Here is a 15,660-nt window from a genome sequence, read left to right on the forward strand (position 1 = left end):
CCATCCACCATGATCCGACAGCTTCCCCGCCTCGCTCCTAGCGCGGCGCCCTCCCCGCTTCCCCGCCTCTCGCCTGCCGGATCCTTTCATGCCGATCGCGCTCTTTGCCCTTGCCATTGCCTCGTTCGGCATCGGCACGACGGAATTCGTCATCATGGGGCTCCTGCCGGAAGTGGCGGCCGATCTCGGCGTGTCGATCCCGAGCGCCGGCCTCCTCATCACCGGCTACGCCATCGGCGTCGTCGTCGGCGGTCCGATCATCGTCGTGGCGACATCGCGCCTGCCGCGCAAGCTGACGCTCGTGGGCCTCGCCGCGCTCTTCGTGCTCGGCAATCTGTTCTGCGCCATCGCCCCGACCTACGGGCTGCTGATGGCCGCCCGCGTCTTCACCGCCTTCGGCCATGGCGCATTCTTCGGCATCAGTGCCGTCGTCGCAGGCACATTGGTGCCGCGCAACCAGCGCGCCCGGGCGATGGCGCTCGTCTTCGCCGGCCTGACGCTCGCCAACATCCTCGGCGTGCCGGGCGGTACCGCGCTCGGCCAGGTCGCCGGCTGGCGCGCGACCTTCTGGGCCGTGGTGGCGATCGGCCTCGTCTCGGTCGCCGCGATCCTCGCCTGGGTGCCCTCCGACCGGGGCGCCATGGCGCCGCCGAGCCTGGTCAAGGAATTCGCTGTCTTCAAGCGGCTGCAGGTCTGGCTCGCCATGGCGATCAGCGTGCTGGCGGCCGGCGCCACCTTCGCCTGCTTCACCTATATCGCGCCGATCCTGCAGCAGGTGACCGGCATGGCGCCGCATCAGGTGACGTGGGCGCTGCTGCTGTTCGGCGTCGGCATCACGATCGGCAACCTGATCGGCGGAAGGCTCGCGGACTGGAAGCTGATGCCGACGATCCTCGGCGCGCTCACGGTCCTGATCCTCGTGATGGCGCAGTTCAGCTGGACCAGCCACTCGTTCATCGGGGCCAGCGTCAGCGTCTTCGTCTGGGGCTGCGTGATGTTCATCCTGATCGCGCCGCTGCAGATGCGGGTGATCGAATGCGCCGGCGAGGCGCCGAACCTCGCCTCGACCCTCAACCAGGGCGCCTTCAACGTCGGCAATGCCGGCGGCGCCTGGATCGGCGGGCTCGCCATCACCTTCGGCGCGCCCTACGACATGCTGCCGCTGGTCGGAGCCGGGCTTTCGGCCCTGGCGCTCGGCGTGGCCCTGCTATCGTCATGGCTGGCCAAGCGCCAACCGGGCATCGTCACGCAGGCGGCGTAAGCCGCATAGGGCTTCGCGCGGCGACGTCATCGATCTTGCCTCGCAGCCTTGTCCCACGCTCGCCGTCATCCCGGCCTCCGAGCCGGGATCCATTCCGCCGGGTCGCCTGTCGCGCAGGCTCCCGAGCGCGGTCGACATGGATCCCTGCTTTCGCAGGGATGACGTCGGAGGTGTCCCGCTGGGGAATGAGACGAGCAACCGCCGCTCAGGATGCGGGCGGAGTCAGCCGATCGGCTCTGAGCGCGCAGAGGTTCTCGGAGGTCGCAGAGGGGCGCGCAGCCGCCGCCGCCTCAGTCACCAATCCGGAATCCATAATCGAAATATCGGCCGGAAGCTCAGGACGGGCGGGCGGGCCCGGCGCTGAGGTCGGTCACGGCGACCGGCGTCGTGCCCAGCGCATCGCACTGCCTGGCGACGCTGCCGGCGGATGCCGGATCGCCTCCAAAGGCGGCACTCGGCAGCATGATCGCCACCCAAATCGCCGCTGCTGCCAGTATGCTATCCGCGCTCAATCCAGACATGACCCACACTCCGCCTACCCCGCGCACCGTCCCAATGTGCGAGGCGACATCGGGTTCCGCCCGGCACGCATTTTTCTCGCGGCGGACGCTACGGCACTTTTCGCACTGCAATATGCACCGATCGTGCCACTTTGATGACAAGCTTGTGGCGGAATCCCGACCTCCCATCGACCTTCCGCAAGCTGCCGCCTCCGCGTTGCTACGACGAGGCTTATATTAAGGAAGACTTTCGGGTTAGCGTTGCCGACGACGCAACATAAACCAAGAAAACGGACACCTTCCCAAGCGTAAGCTTTTGCATTGATTTCCGCGCGATGCTGAAGCATAGTTTTCAGCGCACGGGCAGAGGACCCGACGGAGACTGGACTAACGCGCGTCGGATGCTACGGCATCCGTGGGGCGGCTAGCGCGAGCACCGCACGATACCTAGAAGACGCAGAGACCTTTCCCCGACATCTGAGTGCCTGGAGTGCGCCGGCCGAGCGGAGCGGCCGGTGAAGTGAAGAGGAGTGGAAAGGAACAGCGATGCGACAGACTGGTACTGTCAAGTTCTTCAATGCGTCGAAGGGCTTCGGCTTCATCACACCCGACGATGGCGGCAAGGATGTGTTCGTTCACGTCACGGCTGTCGAGCGCTCGGGTCTTTCGAACCTGAATGACGGCATGCGGATCACGTTCGAAACCGAACCGGACAAGCGCGGCAAGGGACCCAAGGCGGTCGACCTGCAGCCGGGTTAGCCGTTCGCCAATCCCCCGGAAACGAACCAGAAAGCCGCCGGCTCGCCCGGCGGCTTTTCGGCGTTGGAACGGCAACTCCGGCATGGCGGGGCGGCCAGCGTCCACAATTCCGAGACGGCCGCCGGTGAAAAGACATCGCGCAATTTCACGGGCTGCCTATATACTGATTCACAATGAAGATTCGCGCTGCTTCCGCCTGTGCCAGTGTTGAACTCGATCTGCGAGCCGATCATTCCGCCCGATGCGGAGCGGATCTTGCTCGATCGGTGCGGCGGGACCGGAGATCTGCTTTCGGCAGTCGTTTTGTTGCGTTGCGTATTCACCCGATCAAGCGCGAGGGTCGGCCATGAGCCTCATCGACTTCGAAACCGAAGACCGTCAGTCCAATCCCGTCGATATGATCGAGCACATCGCTGGTCTCAACGACTGGAGCTTCGAACGGTCGGGCGATGACGAGATCACCATCTCGATCGCCGGCGGTTGGTGCGACTACCACGTCTCCTTCTCCTGGATGGAGGACATGGAGGCCGTTCATCTCGCCTGCGCCTTCGATCTCAAGGTTACCGAGCCGCGCAAGACCGAGGTGATGCGCCTGCTCTCGCTCGTCAACGAGCAGCTCTGGATCGGTCATTTCGACCTCTGGAGCAAGGAAGGCGTCGTCATGTACCGGCAGACGCTGCTGCTCGCCGGCGGGGCCGAGCCGAACAGCCGGCAGGTCGAAGGGCTGCTCGAGAACGCCATCGAAAGCTGCGAACGGTATTATCAGGCCTTCCAGTTTGTCGTCTGGGCCGGCAAGTCGGCCGCCGAGGCGCTCGAGACCGTGTTGTTCGAGACCGTCGGCGAAGCCTGATCCCGATTTCCCGGCGCCCGCGAAGGCGAGCGCCGGTTTCCCTCCAATCGCGACCTTCTTCCTCGGCGCGCTGCTTGTTGCTCCGCGCGGCATTCTTTCTGCGCAGGGGCCGGAAACGGCTTCCGCCGCGCCGTCCTGACGCGTAGAGGAAGACGTCACCCGAGATGTCGTCCCCCGAGCCCGAGCGTTTCCGCATGTCCCTTTCCGCCCTCACGCCCTCCTCTCCCATCGTCCTGATCGGCGCCGGCAAGATGGGCGGCGCGCTCCTGACCGGATGGCTGGCGAGCGGCCTCGATCCGAAGGCCGTCCTCGTCGTCGACCCCAATCCGCCGGCCGAGACGCTCACGCTGCTGGCCGGCCACGGCGTCCGCCACGAGACCAGCGCGCCTGAGAACGTCACCGCCCGCGTGCTGCTGCTCGCCGTCAAGCCGCAGATGATGGGCGCGGCGCTGCCGGCCGTGCGCGCGCTCATCGGTCCGGAGACGGTAACGGTCTCGATCGCCGCCGGCACGACGATCGCGACGCTGGAGACGGCGCTCGGCGGCGCCATCGTCCGCACCATGCCGAACACGCCGGCCCAGGTCGGGCGCGGCATGACCGGCGCCTTCGCCAACGCCGCCGTGACCGACGCCGACCGGGCGATCGTCGACGCGCTGCTGGCGGCCGTCGGCGAGGTCGGCTGGGTCGACAGCGAGAGCCTGATCGACACGGTGACGGCCGTCTCGGGCTCCGGCCCGGCCTATGTCTTCCTGCTCGTCGAGGCGCTCGCCGCCGCAGGCGTCGAGGCCGGCTTCTCGCCGGAACTCGCCGCCCGTTTCGCGCGCCAGACGATCGTCGGCGCCGGCGAGCTGCTCAACCAGTCGCCGCTTCCCGCCGATACTTTGCGCAAGAACGTCACCTCGCCGGGCGGCACCACCGCCGCTGCGCTCGAGGTGCTGATGGCGGAGGACGGACTGGCGCCGCTCATGGCCAAGGCCGTCGCCGCCGCCAAGCGCCGCGCCGAGGAACTGGCCGGCTGACCGGACTCGTCACCGCCCTATTCGATGCCTAGATGAAGGTCTGAACAGGAGATCCGATCATGGCGACTGGAAAATCGGCGGCCGAAAAATCCAAGGGGCCGACACCGGCCGACAGCATCATCGACGCGTTCCTGGCGCTGCTCGCCGAAAAGCCCTTCGCCGACATCGGCCTCGGCGAGATCGCGGCCCGGGCGGACGTCTCGCTCGGCGAATTGCGCACGACCTATGACGGCAAGCTGTCGATCCTGGCCGATTTCCTGCGCCGGATCGACCGCGCCGTGCTCGATATCGCCGACGCGCCCTCGCCCGAGGAGACGGCGCGCGACCGGCTGTTCGACCTGATCATGAAGCGGCTCGATATCCTGGCGCCCTATCGCGTCGCCATCGGCCATGTCGCCGACGCCGCCCGGCGCGACCCCGGCCTCGCGCTCTGCCTGAACCGGCTGGCGCTCGACAGCGCGCGCTTCATGCTGGCCGCCGCCGATGTCTCTACCGGGGGCCTGCGCGGCGCGGCGCGGACGCAGGGCTTCGTGCTGATGACGGCGCGCATCCTGCCGGTCTGGCGCAAGGACGAGGATCCGGACCTGTCGCGCACCATGGCGGCGGTCGATCGGGCGCTCGAGCAGGCGGAGACCTGGTCGCGCCGCGGCGACAAGGCGATCGACCTCCTCTGCCGCGTCGGCGCCAGGTTCGAGCATCGCCGCCCGAAGCGGCGCGGCCGCAGGGACCCGGACACGGCGGCGCCCGCCGCCTGAGCCATTGTTCGGTCGCGTTTTCTTCATGCGAACCGGCATCCACTTCGCTCGAAAACGGTCGCCGGCTTGACGCGACGCCTGACCATGCTACCCCGAAGGCACAGGCCAACGGAGACATGAGATGGACGCGCCCGCCCCGAAGACGATCGGCTTCGATGATTTCCTCAAGGTCGACATCCGCGTCGGCACCATCGTCGAGGCCGCCCCCTTCCCGGAGGCACGCAAGCCGGCGATCAAGCTGGTGATCGATTTCGGCCCCGAGATCGGCCGCAAGAAGTCGTCGGCGCAGATCACCAAATACTACCAGCCCGAAGAACTGATCGGCCGGCAGGTGTTGGCTGTGGTCAATTTCCCGCCGCGCCAGATCGGCCCCTTCATGTCGGAAGTCCTGACGCTTGGCATGCCGGACGCCGAGGGCGACGTGGTGCTGACGGCGGTCGAGCGCGCCGTCCCGGATGGCGGCCGGCTTTTCTGATACGGTGTGTTCACCCGTCGGCGGCTGTCGGCCGCCCTCGCAAGGGCCTAGATAACGGTATCAACCAGAGGTCGTGCCCATGAGCCATCCGGATACCGATACCGCCAGGAAAGCCACCGGCCTGCCCTTCGCGCTGACGCGGCCGATCCATGTCGCCGAGGTCGGCCTCAGGGCGCATGACGTCGAGAAGCTCGCCGAATACTACCGCGCCCTGCTGGGGTTGGAGACGCTTGCCGGCCCCGCCGGCACGGCGACGCTCGGCGCCGGCGGCGTGCCTTTCCTCGTCATCGAGCCGGCTTCGCGCGGCGCGCCGGCCGACGACACGCGCCAGGCGGGCCTGTTCCACACCGCCTTCCTGATGCCCTCGCGCGCCGATCTCGCCCGCTGGATCCTGCATGCGAGCGAAACGCGGGTGCCCGTCGACGGCACCGCCGACCATCTCGTCAGCGAGGCCATCTACCTGACCGATCCCGAGGGCAACGGCATCGAGGTCTACGCCGACCGGCCGGCCGAGGCCTGGGCCTGGGATGGCGACACGATCCGGATGGCGACGGACCCGCTCGACGTCAACGCCATCGTCGGCGAGCTGAACAGCCCCGCCGACCGCTGGCAGGGCGCGCCGGAATTCCTGCGCATCGGCCATATCCACCTGCGCGTCGGCGACGCGAGGGCGGCGGCAGCGTGGTGGCAGCACGAGGTCGGCCTCGAACAGGTCACGGCGATGCCGAGCGCCTCGTTCCTCTCCTCCGGCCGTTACCACCACCATGTCGGCGCCAACAGCTGGCAGAGCCGGGGCGCCGGCCCGCGCGATCCCGCCCGCGCCGGCCTCGCCTACGTCACCCTCGCCGGCACCGGCATCCCCTTCGAGCGGGAGCTTTCCGATCCCTGGGGCACACGCGTCCGCCTCCGCCCCGGCGGCTGAGTGACAGCCTCCTTCCAGCGAGCGCCCGTCCTTCACCTCTCCCTGAGGAGACCTTTGCAGAACACCGAAGGTCGCCATGCGGGTCCAATGCCTAAGGGCAGCGCGCGGTCGCCCCGGCGGAGGCCGGGGCCCATGAACACCGGCCAAGAAGGCTTGGCCCAGCCTATCGGCCAGAGGCCGGTGGGTCTGGATCCCGGCCTTCGCCGGGATGACGGCGGAGGGTGGCAAGGTCTGATCAGCGCGATGAAGGCGATGTTGCGCAAAGGTCTCCCTCAGGGAGAGATGAAGGACGGTACCGTTTCCGCACGAGCTTGCCACCTGACGGCAGAGGGAATTGCGCCGCCGGCGCCTGCGGAGGGATCTCCGGCCGTCCCCCACCCTCGCCGTCATCCCGGCCTCCGAGCCGGGATCCATTTCCGCCGGGTTGCCAGCCGTCGAGGTTACCGCGGCGGAGCGATGGATTCCTGCTTTCGCAGGAATGACGGAGCTTGTGATTTCCGGGCGGAACGGCCCCTTCACCTCTCCCTGAGCAGGGAGACGTGAATGACGCGCCCCTTTACGCCGGAATCCTTACCGTGGCGCGGAGGCCGCCGCCGGGGGCTTCCGAGAGGGTGACGTCACCGCCGTGGAAGCGGGCGATGTCGCGGGCGATCGGCAGGCCGAGGCCGGTGCCGCTCTCGTCGAGATTGCGCGCCTCGTCCAGCCGGTAGAACGGCCGGAACACCGCCTCGCGCTCCAGCTCGTCGATGCCGGGGCCGTCGTCGTCGACATGGATGACCAGCCAGCCATCCGTATGCACGCCGTGCAGGCGGATGCTGTCGCCATGGCGGCAGGCGTTCATGACCAGATTGGACAAGAGGCGCTTGAAGTCGTTCGGGCGCAGGCTGACGATCGGATCGCCGCGGAATTCCTGCGCCACGTTATGGCCGACGCGGCGGGCGTTCTCGGCGACTTCAGCCATCAAGGTGCCGATGTTCGTCGCCGCCGTCGGCTCGTCGGCATCGTCGCGGGCGAACGCCAGATAGCCTTCCAGCATGCGCTGCATATCGTCGACGTCGCGCCGCATCGCCCTTATGTCCGGCGTCTCCCGAAGCAGCGCCAGCTGCAGGCGGAAGCGCGTCAGCACCGTGCGGAGGTCATGGCTGACGCCGGCCAGCATGGTGGTGCGCTGCTCCATCTGCCGTTCGATGCGATGGCGCATCTCCATGAAGGCGGCGCTGGCGCGCCGCACCTCGCGCGCGCCGCGCGGGTTGAAGTCGGCGGTCTCGCGGCCCATGCCGAAATCCTCGGCCGCGTCGGCGAGCTGCTGGATCGGCCGGATCTGGTTGCGCAGGAAGGCGATGGCGATGGCGAGCAGCACCAGGCTGGTGCCGACCATCCAGAAGATGAAGATCTCCGAATTCGACGCATAGGTCTGGCTGCGCCGCGCCAGCACGCGCAGCACCTTGTCGCCGAGCTGGATGCGGATCTCGACCAGGTTGGAGCGGCCGACCGTGTCGATCCAGAACGGCTTGTTGATCTGCCGGCCGATCTCCTTCGACAGCGCGCTGTCGAGCAGCGAGAAGAACGGTTTCGGCGCCGCCGGCGGCAAGGTCTCGTTCGGCGTCACCGAGACGATCAGGTCGAGCCGATCCTGCGCGATGCGGATGATCTGGGTGAAATTCGGATCGGCCGGATAGGTGTCGATCAGGTCGACGATCGCGGCGATGTCGCGCACCGTCGCGGCCGACAGGCGCTGCGTCACCGTCTGCCAGTGCCGCTCCATGAAGACGAAGGCGACGACCGACTGCAGGATGACGATCGGCGTGATGATGATGATCAGCGCGCGCGCATAAAGGCCCTTCGGCATCGCGGCGGCCAGCCGCTTGCCGATGAAGCGGTAGGGCACCAGCAGAGCGTCGAAGAAGGGCTCCGCCCGCCGCGCCGCGCGGCGCATGGTGTTGACGGCCGGCGAGCGGCCAAGCCGCCGCAGCGCCACGACGGCGGGCCACTCCATCCAGCCGCCGGTAGCGCGGCGCTGGAAGGAATGCGACGGCTTCTCCATGCGCACCAATCCCCTGTCTGCCGGGGCCTGTTCGCGATCGTCGGCCTCGATCACGCTTCCGTCACCAGCCGGTAGCCGATGCCGCGCACGGTCTGCAGGAACAGCGGATTGGCGGGATCGACCTCGATCTTGCGCCGCAGCCGATTGATCTGCACGTCGATGGTCCGCTCGCCGGCCGGCTCATCCTCGGCCAGAAGCGAGAGACGCGGCACCGTCTCGTTCGGCGTCTCGGCGAAGACGGCCATGATCTGCCGCTCGCGGTCGGTCAGCCGGATCGTCTCCTGTCCGCGCCGGAGTTCGCGCCGGGCGATGTGGAAGGTGAACGGGCCGAAGCGCACCTGCTCGATCAGCGGCGCCGCCGGGGCGGTGCCGCGCTTCAGGATGGCGTTGATGCGCAGGAGCAGCTCGCGCGGCTCGAACGGCTTGCCGAGATAATCATCGGCGCCGAGTTCCAGCCCCTTGATCCGGCTGTCGATTTCCGTCCGCGCCGTCAGCATCAGGATCGGCACGTCCATGCTTTCGCGCAGGCTCTTCAGGAGGTCGAGGCCGTTCTCGCCCGGCATCATCACGTCGACGACCAGCAGGTCGAAGGCGAGCCCGCCGAGCAGCTTGCGCGCCTCCGCCGCGTTGGCGGCGACATCGACGCGGAATCCGTTGTCGTTCAGATAGCGCGATAGCAGCGTCCGGATGCGGGCATCGTCGTCGATGACCAGCAGATGCGGCGCGTCATCAGGCAGGGCGTCCGTCGCCAAATCGCTCATTTCCGCATACTCCACGCCGCAGACTCCGCAGGCACTCACTGTTCGATCATCTGGGCGACCTTATCCCGTTCGGCCGGATCGATCATCAACCGAAGGAAACGCTCCGCCGCCAGACGGCCTTCCGGCCCCAGCGGCGCCAGCGCGGCGCGGATGCGTTCCGCCTGCGGTTCGGTCAGGCGCTGGTCGAGCGCCCTGCCCTTGGCGGTGGCATAGAGCAGCCGCTGCCGCCGGTCGACCGGCCCCGGCACCTGCTCGATATAGCCGGTATCGATCAGCTGCTTCAGCACCCGCCCGAGGCTCTGCTTGGTGATCTTCAGGATGTCGAGCAGGTCGGCGACGCGCATGCCCGGATGCCGGTTGACGAAGTGGACGACGCGGTGATGCGCGCGGCCGAACTGGAACTTCGCCAGCACGACATCGGGATCCGACACGAAGTCCCGATAGGCATAGAACAGGAGCTCAATCAGGACGAGTTCGGGCTGCTGCTGAATCGATAGCGGCGGTGTCACGGTCTCGTCGCGCTGCACAGATGCCTGTCCCTTCGAATCGGTGGCGAAATTTATGTCAGCCATATTGACATATTTTGGTTCGATTGTTACCTAATCACTGGTCGCGGCGAAATGATCGAACGCGCCCGCCGTTTCCCACCCCGCGAGCCAGGCCCGCGCGATGGCGTTTCGACCGGCACATTACCGACTGTTTCAAAACCGCGCAAAAACTCGTCGCCAGATCCGACTTTACTTTGCCCGTCTGGCGCGAGAAGTAAGCACGATAATCAACGCCAACAGGGCGCGACCGCACCGGCGGCCGATAAGGAGTGAGGAAGATGAGCGCGGTTCCCTTCGACCAGAAAGATGGTTGGATCTGGATGAACGGATCCTTCGTTCCGTGGAAGGACGCGAAGATTCACGTACTCACCCATGGCCTGCACTATGCGAGCGCCGTGTTCGAGGGCGAGCGCGCCTATGGCGGCGAGATCTTCAAGCTGCGCGAGCATACCGAACGCCTGTTCCTTTCGGCCGAAATCCTCGACTTCAAGATCCCCTACACGATCGAGGAGATCGACGAGGCCTGCAACGCGACGCTGGCCAAGAACGGCCTGACCGACGGCTATCTGCGTCCGATCGCCTGGCGCGGCAGCGAGGCCATGGGCGTCTCGGCCCAGAAGAACCGGATCAACGTCGCCATCGCCGCCTGGGAATGGCCGTCCTACTTCTCGCCTGCCGAGCGCCTGAAGGGCATCCGGCTCGACTGGGCGAAGTACCGTCGTCCCGACCCGAAGACGGCGCCGTCGCTCGCCAAGGCCTCCGGCCTCTACATGATCTGCACGATCTCCAAGCACGCGGCCGAATCCCGCGGCTATGCCGACGCGCTGATGCTCGACTGGGAAGGCAACGTCGCCGAGGCGACCGGCGCCAACGTGTTCTTCGTCAAGGATGGCGTCATCCACACCCCGCAGGCCGACCGCTTCCTGAACGGCATCACGCGCCAGACGGTCATCGGCCTCGCCAAGGCCCGGGGCATCGAGGTGATCGAGCGCCGCATCGCTCCGGAAGAACTGTCGACCTTCTCGGAATGCTGGCTCTGCGGCACCGCCGCCGAAGTCACGCCCGTCTCGGAGATCGGCGAATACAAGTTCACGCCGGGCAAGATCAGCGCTGACCTGATGCAGGCCTATACGGACCTGGTCCAGCCGGCCGAGGTCTCAGCCTAAATCCCATAGCTGCCCGCGCAGCCTGAATAAAGCAACGGCCGGAGATTTCTCCGGCCGTTTTTCTTTGTCGGGAAGTCAGACGGTCTCGGCGCCGAGTGCGCTCCGCCAGTGAAGGCCGCGCTCCTTCAGCAGCGCGTTGCGGATATAGGCAGACTCTTCCGGCTCCAGCCGCTCCAGTATCTCGAAGGCGAACGCGGCCTCGCCATGCTCGCGCCAGGCCTTCTGCAGGCTCGCCGAGGTGCAGCTGCCATGGCCGAGGGTGAACCAGAGCCGGTTCTGGATGGCGTCGAGATTGGGGGTCTTGCCGACCCAGGCCTGACCGCTCGCGGCGCAGCGGACGGCATAGATGCCGGGCGTGTCTTCCCGTTTCTTGTAAGCCGCGATCGCCGCTTTTTTGTCGTCGCGCTGCATGTCATCCGCTCCTGGACGCGCGCGACCACCCAGCCACGCCAAGCCGGCCTTTTACCCGGGCGATATTGGGAAGTCAATATTACCCGGGTGTAAATGAGCAAGCTGAGCCGTATATCGTTCAAAACGACTCGCTGCGCCGGCATCCACTGCGCAAGCCGGAGGGCCACCCTCCGCCGTCATCCCTGCGAAAGCAGGGATCCATGCCGACCCACGCTCAAGACCCCGCGCGACACGCAACCCGGCGGAAATGGATCCCGGCTCGGAGGCCGGGATGACGGCGAGCGTGGGGCGAAGGCGAGGCCGGGTCCCCCCATATCCTTGGGAACCAACCGAACCCGGCGGCTCGCGGAAAGCTCCCCGTCAGTGTTCGTCTGACTTCGGCGCCGCCACCACGTGGCCCTGGGTGAGCACGGCGAGCTTCGCCTCGAGCTCGGCCACCTTAGCCGAAAGCGCCTCGTTTTCGGCGCGCGCCTTCTGCGCCATCTCGCGGACGACGTCGAACTCGTCGCGCTTGACGAAATCCATGTCGGCGAACAGCCGCTCGGCCTGGTGCTTCATCACCGTCTCGGCCTCGCGCTTGACCCCCTGCGCCATGCCGGCGGCGTCGGTCATCAGCTTGGCGAATTCGTCGAACAGCCGGTTCGGGGTCGTGTTCATGGGGCAGCCTCCGGGGAAACAACTTATTGGTTCTAGTATGGTTGCCGGGAGCCGCGCGAACAAGGTGTCGACGGGTCGCGCACGCCCGGACTTGACCCTTCCCCCCGGATCAGCGCACCAATGCCCCCGACTGACTGCCGGAGCCCCCCATGCTGTTCGCCCTGCCCTTCCCGGCCATCGACCCGACGCTGATCGAGATCGGTCCGTTCGCCATCCGCTGGTACGCCCTCGCCTATATCGTCGGCATCCTGATCGGCTGGTGGTACGCCAAGCGCCTCGTCGCCAATCCCGCCCTCTGGGGTCCGGCCGGTGCGCCGATGAAGCCCATCGACATCGACGATTTCGTCGTCTGGGCGACGCTCGGCATCATCCTCGGCGGCCGGCTCGGCTACGTGCTATTCTATGGCCTCGACCAGTTCCTGGCGAACCCGATCGAGATCCTGCAGGTCTGGAACGGCGGCATGTCGTTCCATGGCGGCTTCCTCGGCACCGTCCTCGCCATGGTTCTGTTCGCTCGTTCGCGAAAAATTCCGACCTGGTCGCTGATCGACGTCGTCGCGCCGTCGGTGACCTTCGGCCTGCTGTTCGGCCGCATCGCCAATTTCATCAATGGCGAGCTCTGGGGCCGGCCGACCGACGTCGCCTGGGCGATCATCTTCCCGCATGCCGACGGCCAGCCCCGGCATCCGAGCCAGCTCTACGAGGCGCTGCTGGAGGGGCTGGTGCTGTTCCTGGTGCTGCGCTTCTTCACCCACAAGCAGCTGCGCCTGCGGCAGCCGGGCTTCGTCTCCGCTATCTTCGCCATCGGCTATGGCCTCGCCCGCATCTTCTCCGAGTTCTTCCGTGAGCCGGACATCCAGATCGGCTACCTCTCCGGCGGGCTGACCATGGGCATGCTGCTGTCGCTGCCGCTGGTGATCGCCGGCATCATTCTGCTCGTCGTCGCCTCGCGGCGGCCGGTCGCCACCGCATGACGCCGGTCGGCGCGAAAACGACGCCGCTCGGCGAGAAACTCGTCCGTCGGATCGAGGCGCTCGGACCGATCACCGTCTCCGACTACATGGCCGCCTGCCTCGGCGATCCCGAGCACGGCTACTATATGACGCGCGAGCCTTTTGGCGCGGCGGGGGATTTCATCACGGCGCCGGAAGTCAGCCAGATGTTCGGCGAGCTGATCGGCCTGTGGGCGGTCGAGTGCTGGCGGCGCATGGGACGTCCCAGCGAGTTCGTGCTGGCCGAAATCGGCCCCGGCCGCGGCACGCTGATGGCCGACGCGCTGCGCGCCGCGCGGATCGAGCCGGCCTTTCTCGCCGCGGCGCGGATCCACCTCGTCGAGACGAGCGAGCGGCTGCGCGCGGTCCAGCGCGAGACGCTCGACGGCCACGCCATCGAATGGCTGGAGCGGGTCGACGATCTTCCCGACGGTCCCGCCATCCTTCTCGCCAACGAGTTCTTCGATGCGCTGCCGATCCGCCAGTTTCTTCGCACCGACGAGGGCTGGGCCGAGCGGATGGTGGGCCTTCGCGACGGCGCGCTCGCCTTCGGGCTGCGGCCCGGCGCCCGGATCGACGGCGCCGACGAGCGGGCGCCGGCCGGCGCGACGCTGGAGGTCGCCACCATCTCGGCCGCCATCATGGCCACCCTCGCCGATCGGCTCAGGCGCTTCGGCGGCGCGCTGCTCGCGATCGACTACGGCCATGCCGGCGAAGGCTTCGGCGACACGCTGCAGGCGGTGCGCGGCCACCGCTTCGACGATCCGCTCGCCCATCCGGGCGAGGCCGACCTGACGGTGCATGTCGATTTCGCGGCGCTCTCCCGCGTCGCCACCGCGCAGGGCGCCCGGCCCTCGCCGATCTGGACGCAGGGCGAATTCCTGCTCGCCCTCGGCCTCCTCGAGCGCGCCGGCCGCCTCGGCGCCGGCAAGGACCCGGCGACGCAGGACGCGATCCGCGCCGCCGTCGAGCGGCTGGCCGGCCCGGAGGCGATGGGGACGCTGTTCAAGGTCCTCTGCGTGACCGGCGGCGATCTCGCCGTTCCCCCGTTCGGATAACCCAGGGAGTATCCCATGAAGATCACCGCTGACCTGCTTTCCGACCTCCCCGGCATCCGGCACGGCTTCTTCACCCGTCGCGGCGGCGTTTCCGACGGCATCTATGCAAGCCTGAACTGCGGCGTCGGCTCGGCCGACGAGCGGGGCCATGTGCTGGAAAACCGCGCCCGCGTCACCGCCGACCTCGGCGTGGCGGCGGACAGGCTGGCGACGCCCTACCAGGTGCACAGCCCCGACGTCGTCGTCGTCGACGCGGTCTGGGCGACCGGCGACGGCCCCAAGGCCGACGCGGTGGTGACCAACCGGCCCGGCATCGCGATCGGCGTCGGCACGGCCGATTGCGGCCCCGTCCTGTTCGCCGATGGCGAGGCGGGCGTCGTCGGCGCCGCGCATGCCGGCTGGAAGGGCGCCTTCACCGGCGTGCTGGAGGCGACGATCGCCGCCATGGAAGGCCTCGGCGCCCGCCGCGACCGCATCGTCGCCGTGCTGGGCCCTACGATCTCGAAATCAGCTTATGAGGTCGGCCCCGAATTCCGCGCCCGCTTCGTCGAGGCGGAAGCGGACAACGCCGCCTTCTTCACGCCCTCGCCGCGCGCCGACCACCACCAGTTCGACCTGCCGGCCTTCATCGGCATGCGGCTGCGCGCCGCCGGCGTCGGGTCGGTCGGCGATCTCGGGCTCTGCACCTATGCCGATCCCGAACGCTTCTTCTCCTACCGGCGCACGACACATGCCGGCGAGCCGGATTATGGCCGCCTGCTGCACGCGATCGCCCTCGCCGCATGACGGGATCGGCGTCGGATTCACCACCGGAAGTAAAGCCGTTCTGGACCACACGACGAATAGAAGCTAGACAGGATTTCGGGGTCCTGACGACCGCGCCGGAAGGACGATCGCCATGATGGTGAAGGGAAATCCGCTGCTGGGCTGCATCGCCATCCTGTTGGCGACGTTCGCACTGGCGGCCTGCAACAACACGCTGAGCTCCGGTCAGCCGGCCGCGTCCGCGACGTCTTCGGACAGCAGCGCGCCCGCCCGGCCGGCCATCCCCTTCGCGACCGCAAAATTCTCGTTCGCCCCGGTGACCGGTGCGCCGCCGAACATTCTGTCGAGCCTGTCGACGCAGCTTGCCCAGGAGGCGGCGGCGCAAAACGTCGCGCTCGTTCCCTCGGGCGACGCGCAGGCGAACTACGTGATCAAGGGCTATCTGTCCGCCGTCGGCGACTCGTCCGGCACGATCCTGGTCTATGTCTGGGATGTCTTCGATGCCGGCGGACGTCGCGTCCATCGGATTTCCGGCCAGGAAACCTCGACCAACGGCTCGCAGGATCCCTGGCTCGGCGTCGACGGGGCCACGCTTTCGAATGTCGCGCGGCGAACCATCGCCTCGCTGGTTGCCTGGGGAACGGGGGCCTGATCGGGATCCCGATCTCATTCCGCGCTTGCCGCCCGCACGCGAATCGCGTTTGCAGTGCGGCGGCG

At 67.5% G+C, this 15,660-nt stretch carries 18 protein-coding genes; 12 read left to right on the forward strand and 6 right to left on the reverse strand.

Going from position 1 to position 15,660, the window contains the following annotated elements; all coding sequences use genetic code 11:
* Positions 1-88 precede the first annotated feature (88 nt).
* Positions 89-1,261: an MFS transporter gene (locus K32_RS16155; protein WP_201400507.1), complete on the forward strand. Its 1,173-nt coding sequence runs from the start codon at positions 89-91 to the stop codon at positions 1,259-1,261.
* A 335-nt stretch (positions 1,262-1,596) separates the two neighbouring features.
* On the opposite strand, the gene K32_RS16160 is transcribed toward K32_RS16155, so the two are convergent.
* The gene (locus K32_RS16160; protein WP_201400508.1) at positions 1,597-1,782 is read right to left on the reverse strand and encodes a hypothetical protein; all 186 of its coding nucleotides are present in this window, start codon (positions 1,780-1,782) and stop codon (positions 1,597-1,599) included.
* A 525-nt stretch (positions 1,783-2,307) separates the two neighbouring features.
* On the opposite strand from K32_RS16160, the gene K32_RS16165 reads away from it, so the two are divergent.
* From K32_RS16165 to K32_RS16190, 6 genes are all read left to right on the forward strand, one after another.
* The gene (locus K32_RS16165) at positions 2,308-2,520 is read left to right on the forward strand and encodes a cold-shock protein (protein WP_018183702.1); all 213 of its coding nucleotides are present in this window, start codon (positions 2,308-2,310) and stop codon (positions 2,518-2,520) included.
* Positions 2,521-2,866: 346 nt separating this feature from the next.
* Complete coding sequence (locus K32_RS16170) at positions 2,867-3,370, forward strand: YbjN domain-containing protein (RefSeq protein ID WP_201400509.1); 504 nt, start codon at positions 2,867-2,869, stop codon at positions 3,368-3,370.
* Positions 3,371-3,564: 194 nt separating this feature from the next.
* Positions 3,565-4,389, forward strand: a complete 825-nt coding sequence (gene proC / locus K32_RS16175; RefSeq protein ID WP_201400510.1) for a pyrroline-5-carboxylate reductase — start codon at positions 3,565-3,567, stop codon at positions 4,387-4,389.
* Between the two features lie 59 nt (positions 4,390-4,448).
* The gene (locus K32_RS16180) at positions 4,449-5,144 is read left to right on the forward strand and encodes a TetR/AcrR family transcriptional regulator (RefSeq protein WP_201400511.1); all 696 of its coding nucleotides are present in this window, start codon (positions 4,449-4,451) and stop codon (positions 5,142-5,144) included.
* Between the two features lie 121 nt (positions 5,145-5,265).
* A complete protein-coding gene (locus K32_RS16185) occupies positions 5,266-5,619 on the forward strand; it encodes a tRNA-binding protein (protein WP_201400512.1) in 354 nt (117 codons plus the stop codon).
* A 79-nt stretch (positions 5,620-5,698) separates the two neighbouring features.
* Positions 5,699-6,541, forward strand: a complete 843-nt coding sequence (locus tag K32_RS16190; protein WP_201400513.1) for a VOC family protein — start codon at positions 5,699-5,701, stop codon at positions 6,539-6,541.
* Between the two features lie 556 nt (positions 6,542-7,097).
* Here K32_RS16190 and K32_RS16195 read toward each other — a convergent pair.
* From K32_RS16195 to K32_RS16205, 3 genes are all read right to left on the reverse strand, one after another.
* A complete protein-coding gene (locus K32_RS16195) occupies positions 7,098-8,477 on the reverse strand; it encodes an ATP-binding protein (RefSeq protein ID WP_371813044.1) in 1,380 nt (459 codons plus the stop codon).
* 158 nt (positions 8,478-8,635) lie between these two features.
* Entirely contained in the window at positions 8,636-9,346 is a 711-nt protein-coding gene (locus K32_RS16200) for a response regulator (protein WP_201400514.1), read from the reverse strand.
* A gap of 35 nt (positions 9,347-9,381) precedes the next feature.
* Positions 9,382-9,918 (reverse strand): MarR family winged helix-turn-helix transcriptional regulator, encoded by a 537-nt coding sequence (locus K32_RS16205; RefSeq protein WP_244669545.1) that lies wholly within the window; start codon positions 9,916-9,918, stop codon positions 9,382-9,384.
* A gap of 254 nt (positions 9,919-10,172) precedes the next feature.
* Between K32_RS16205 and K32_RS16210 the strand changes: the two genes are divergently transcribed.
* Positions 10,173-11,060: a branched-chain amino acid aminotransferase gene (locus K32_RS16210; RefSeq protein WP_201400515.1), complete on the forward strand. Its 888-nt coding sequence runs from the start codon at positions 10,173-10,175 to the stop codon at positions 11,058-11,060.
* A 75-nt stretch (positions 11,061-11,135) separates the two neighbouring features.
* On the opposite strand, the gene K32_RS16215 is transcribed toward K32_RS16210, so the two are convergent.
* Positions 11,136-11,471, reverse strand: a complete 336-nt coding sequence (locus K32_RS16215; protein WP_201400516.1) for a GIY-YIG nuclease family protein — start codon at positions 11,469-11,471, stop codon at positions 11,136-11,138.
* A gap of 360 nt (positions 11,472-11,831) precedes the next feature.
* Positions 11,832-12,128: an accessory factor UbiK family protein gene (locus K32_RS16220; RefSeq protein ID WP_201400517.1), complete on the reverse strand. Its 297-nt coding sequence runs from the start codon at positions 12,126-12,128 to the stop codon at positions 11,832-11,834.
* A gap of 149 nt (positions 12,129-12,277) precedes the next feature.
* Between K32_RS16220 and lgt the strand changes: the two genes are divergently transcribed.
* The 4 genes from lgt to K32_RS16240 all read left to right on the forward strand — a co-directional run bounded on the left by lgt (position 12,278) and on the right by K32_RS16240 (position 15,595).
* Positions 12,278-13,102, forward strand: coding sequence for a prolipoprotein diacylglyceryl transferase (lgt, locus tag K32_RS16225; protein WP_201400518.1), 825 nt, complete (start codon positions 12,278-12,280; stop codon positions 13,100-13,102).
* Entirely contained in the window at positions 13,099-14,178 is a 1,080-nt protein-coding gene (locus K32_RS16230) for a class I SAM-dependent methyltransferase (RefSeq protein WP_201400519.1), read from the forward strand. The genes lgt and K32_RS16230 overlap by 4 nt, the downstream gene beginning before the upstream one ends.
* Before the next feature lie 15 nt (positions 14,179-14,193).
* The gene (gene pgeF / locus K32_RS16235) at positions 14,194-14,964 is read left to right on the forward strand and encodes a peptidoglycan editing factor PgeF (protein WP_201400520.1); all 771 of its coding nucleotides are present in this window, start codon (positions 14,194-14,196) and stop codon (positions 14,962-14,964) included.
* Positions 14,965-15,076: 112 nt separating this feature from the next.
* Entirely contained in the window at positions 15,077-15,595 is a 519-nt protein-coding gene (locus K32_RS16240; RefSeq protein WP_201400521.1) for a hypothetical protein, read from the forward strand.
* The last annotated feature ends 65 nt before the right edge of the window (positions 15,596-15,660 follow it).

It is taken from the genome of Kaistia sp. 32K, assembly GCF_016629525.1.
Taxonomy (GTDB): domain Bacteria; phylum Pseudomonadota; class Alphaproteobacteria; order Rhizobiales; family Kaistiaceae; genus Kaistia.

Coding starts and splice junctions, on each gene's coding strand:
- K32_RS16195 (WP_371813044.1), bottom strand. CDS start 8,477: ATGCGCCGCGCGGCGCGGCGGGCGGAGCCCTTCTTCGACGCTCTGCTG.
- K32_RS16205 (WP_244669545.1), bottom strand. CDS start 9,918: ATGGCTGACATAAATTTCGCCACCGATTCGAAGGGACAGGCATCTGTG.
- lgt (WP_201400518.1), top strand. CDS start 12,278: ATGCTGTTCGCCCTGCCCTTCCCGGCCATCGACCCGACGCTGATCGAG.
- K32_RS16215 (WP_201400516.1), bottom strand. CDS start 11,471: ATGCAGCGCGACGACAAAAAAGCGGCGATCGCGGCTTACAAGAAACGG.
- K32_RS16240 (WP_201400521.1), top strand. CDS start 15,077: ATGATGGTGAAGGGAAATCCGCTGCTGGGCTGCATCGCCATCCTGTTG.
- K32_RS16155 (WP_201400507.1), top strand. CDS start 89: ATGCCGATCGCGCTCTTTGCCCTTGCCATTGCCTCGTTCGGCATCGGC.
- K32_RS16170 (WP_201400509.1), top strand. CDS start 2,867: ATGAGCCTCATCGACTTCGAAACCGAAGACCGTCAGTCCAATCCCGTC.
- K32_RS16210 (WP_201400515.1), top strand. CDS start 10,173: ATGAGCGCGGTTCCCTTCGACCAGAAAGATGGTTGGATCTGGATGAAC.
- K32_RS16160 (WP_201400508.1), bottom strand. CDS start 1,782: ATGTCTGGATTGAGCGCGGATAGCATACTGGCAGCAGCGGCGATTTGG.
- K32_RS16185 (WP_201400512.1), top strand. CDS start 5,266: ATGGACGCGCCCGCCCCGAAGACGATCGGCTTCGATGATTTCCTCAAG.
- K32_RS16200 (WP_201400514.1), bottom strand. CDS start 9,346: ATGAGCGATTTGGCGACGGACGCCCTGCCTGATGACGCGCCGCATCTG.
- K32_RS16165 (WP_018183702.1), top strand. CDS start 2,308: ATGCGACAGACTGGTACTGTCAAGTTCTTCAATGCGTCGAAGGGCTTC.
- proC (WP_201400510.1), top strand. CDS start 3,565: ATGTCCCTTTCCGCCCTCACGCCCTCCTCTCCCATCGTCCTGATCGGC.
- K32_RS16180 (WP_201400511.1), top strand. CDS start 4,449: ATGGCGACTGGAAAATCGGCGGCCGAAAAATCCAAGGGGCCGACACCG.
- pgeF (WP_201400520.1), top strand. CDS start 14,194: ATGAAGATCACCGCTGACCTGCTTTCCGACCTCCCCGGCATCCGGCAC.
- K32_RS16220 (WP_201400517.1), bottom strand. CDS start 12,128: ATGAACACGACCCCGAACCGGCTGTTCGACGAATTCGCCAAGCTGATG.
- K32_RS16190 (WP_201400513.1), top strand. CDS start 5,699: ATGAGCCATCCGGATACCGATACCGCCAGGAAAGCCACCGGCCTGCCC.
- K32_RS16230 (WP_201400519.1), top strand. CDS start 13,099: ATGACGCCGGTCGGCGCGAAAACGACGCCGCTCGGCGAGAAACTCGTC.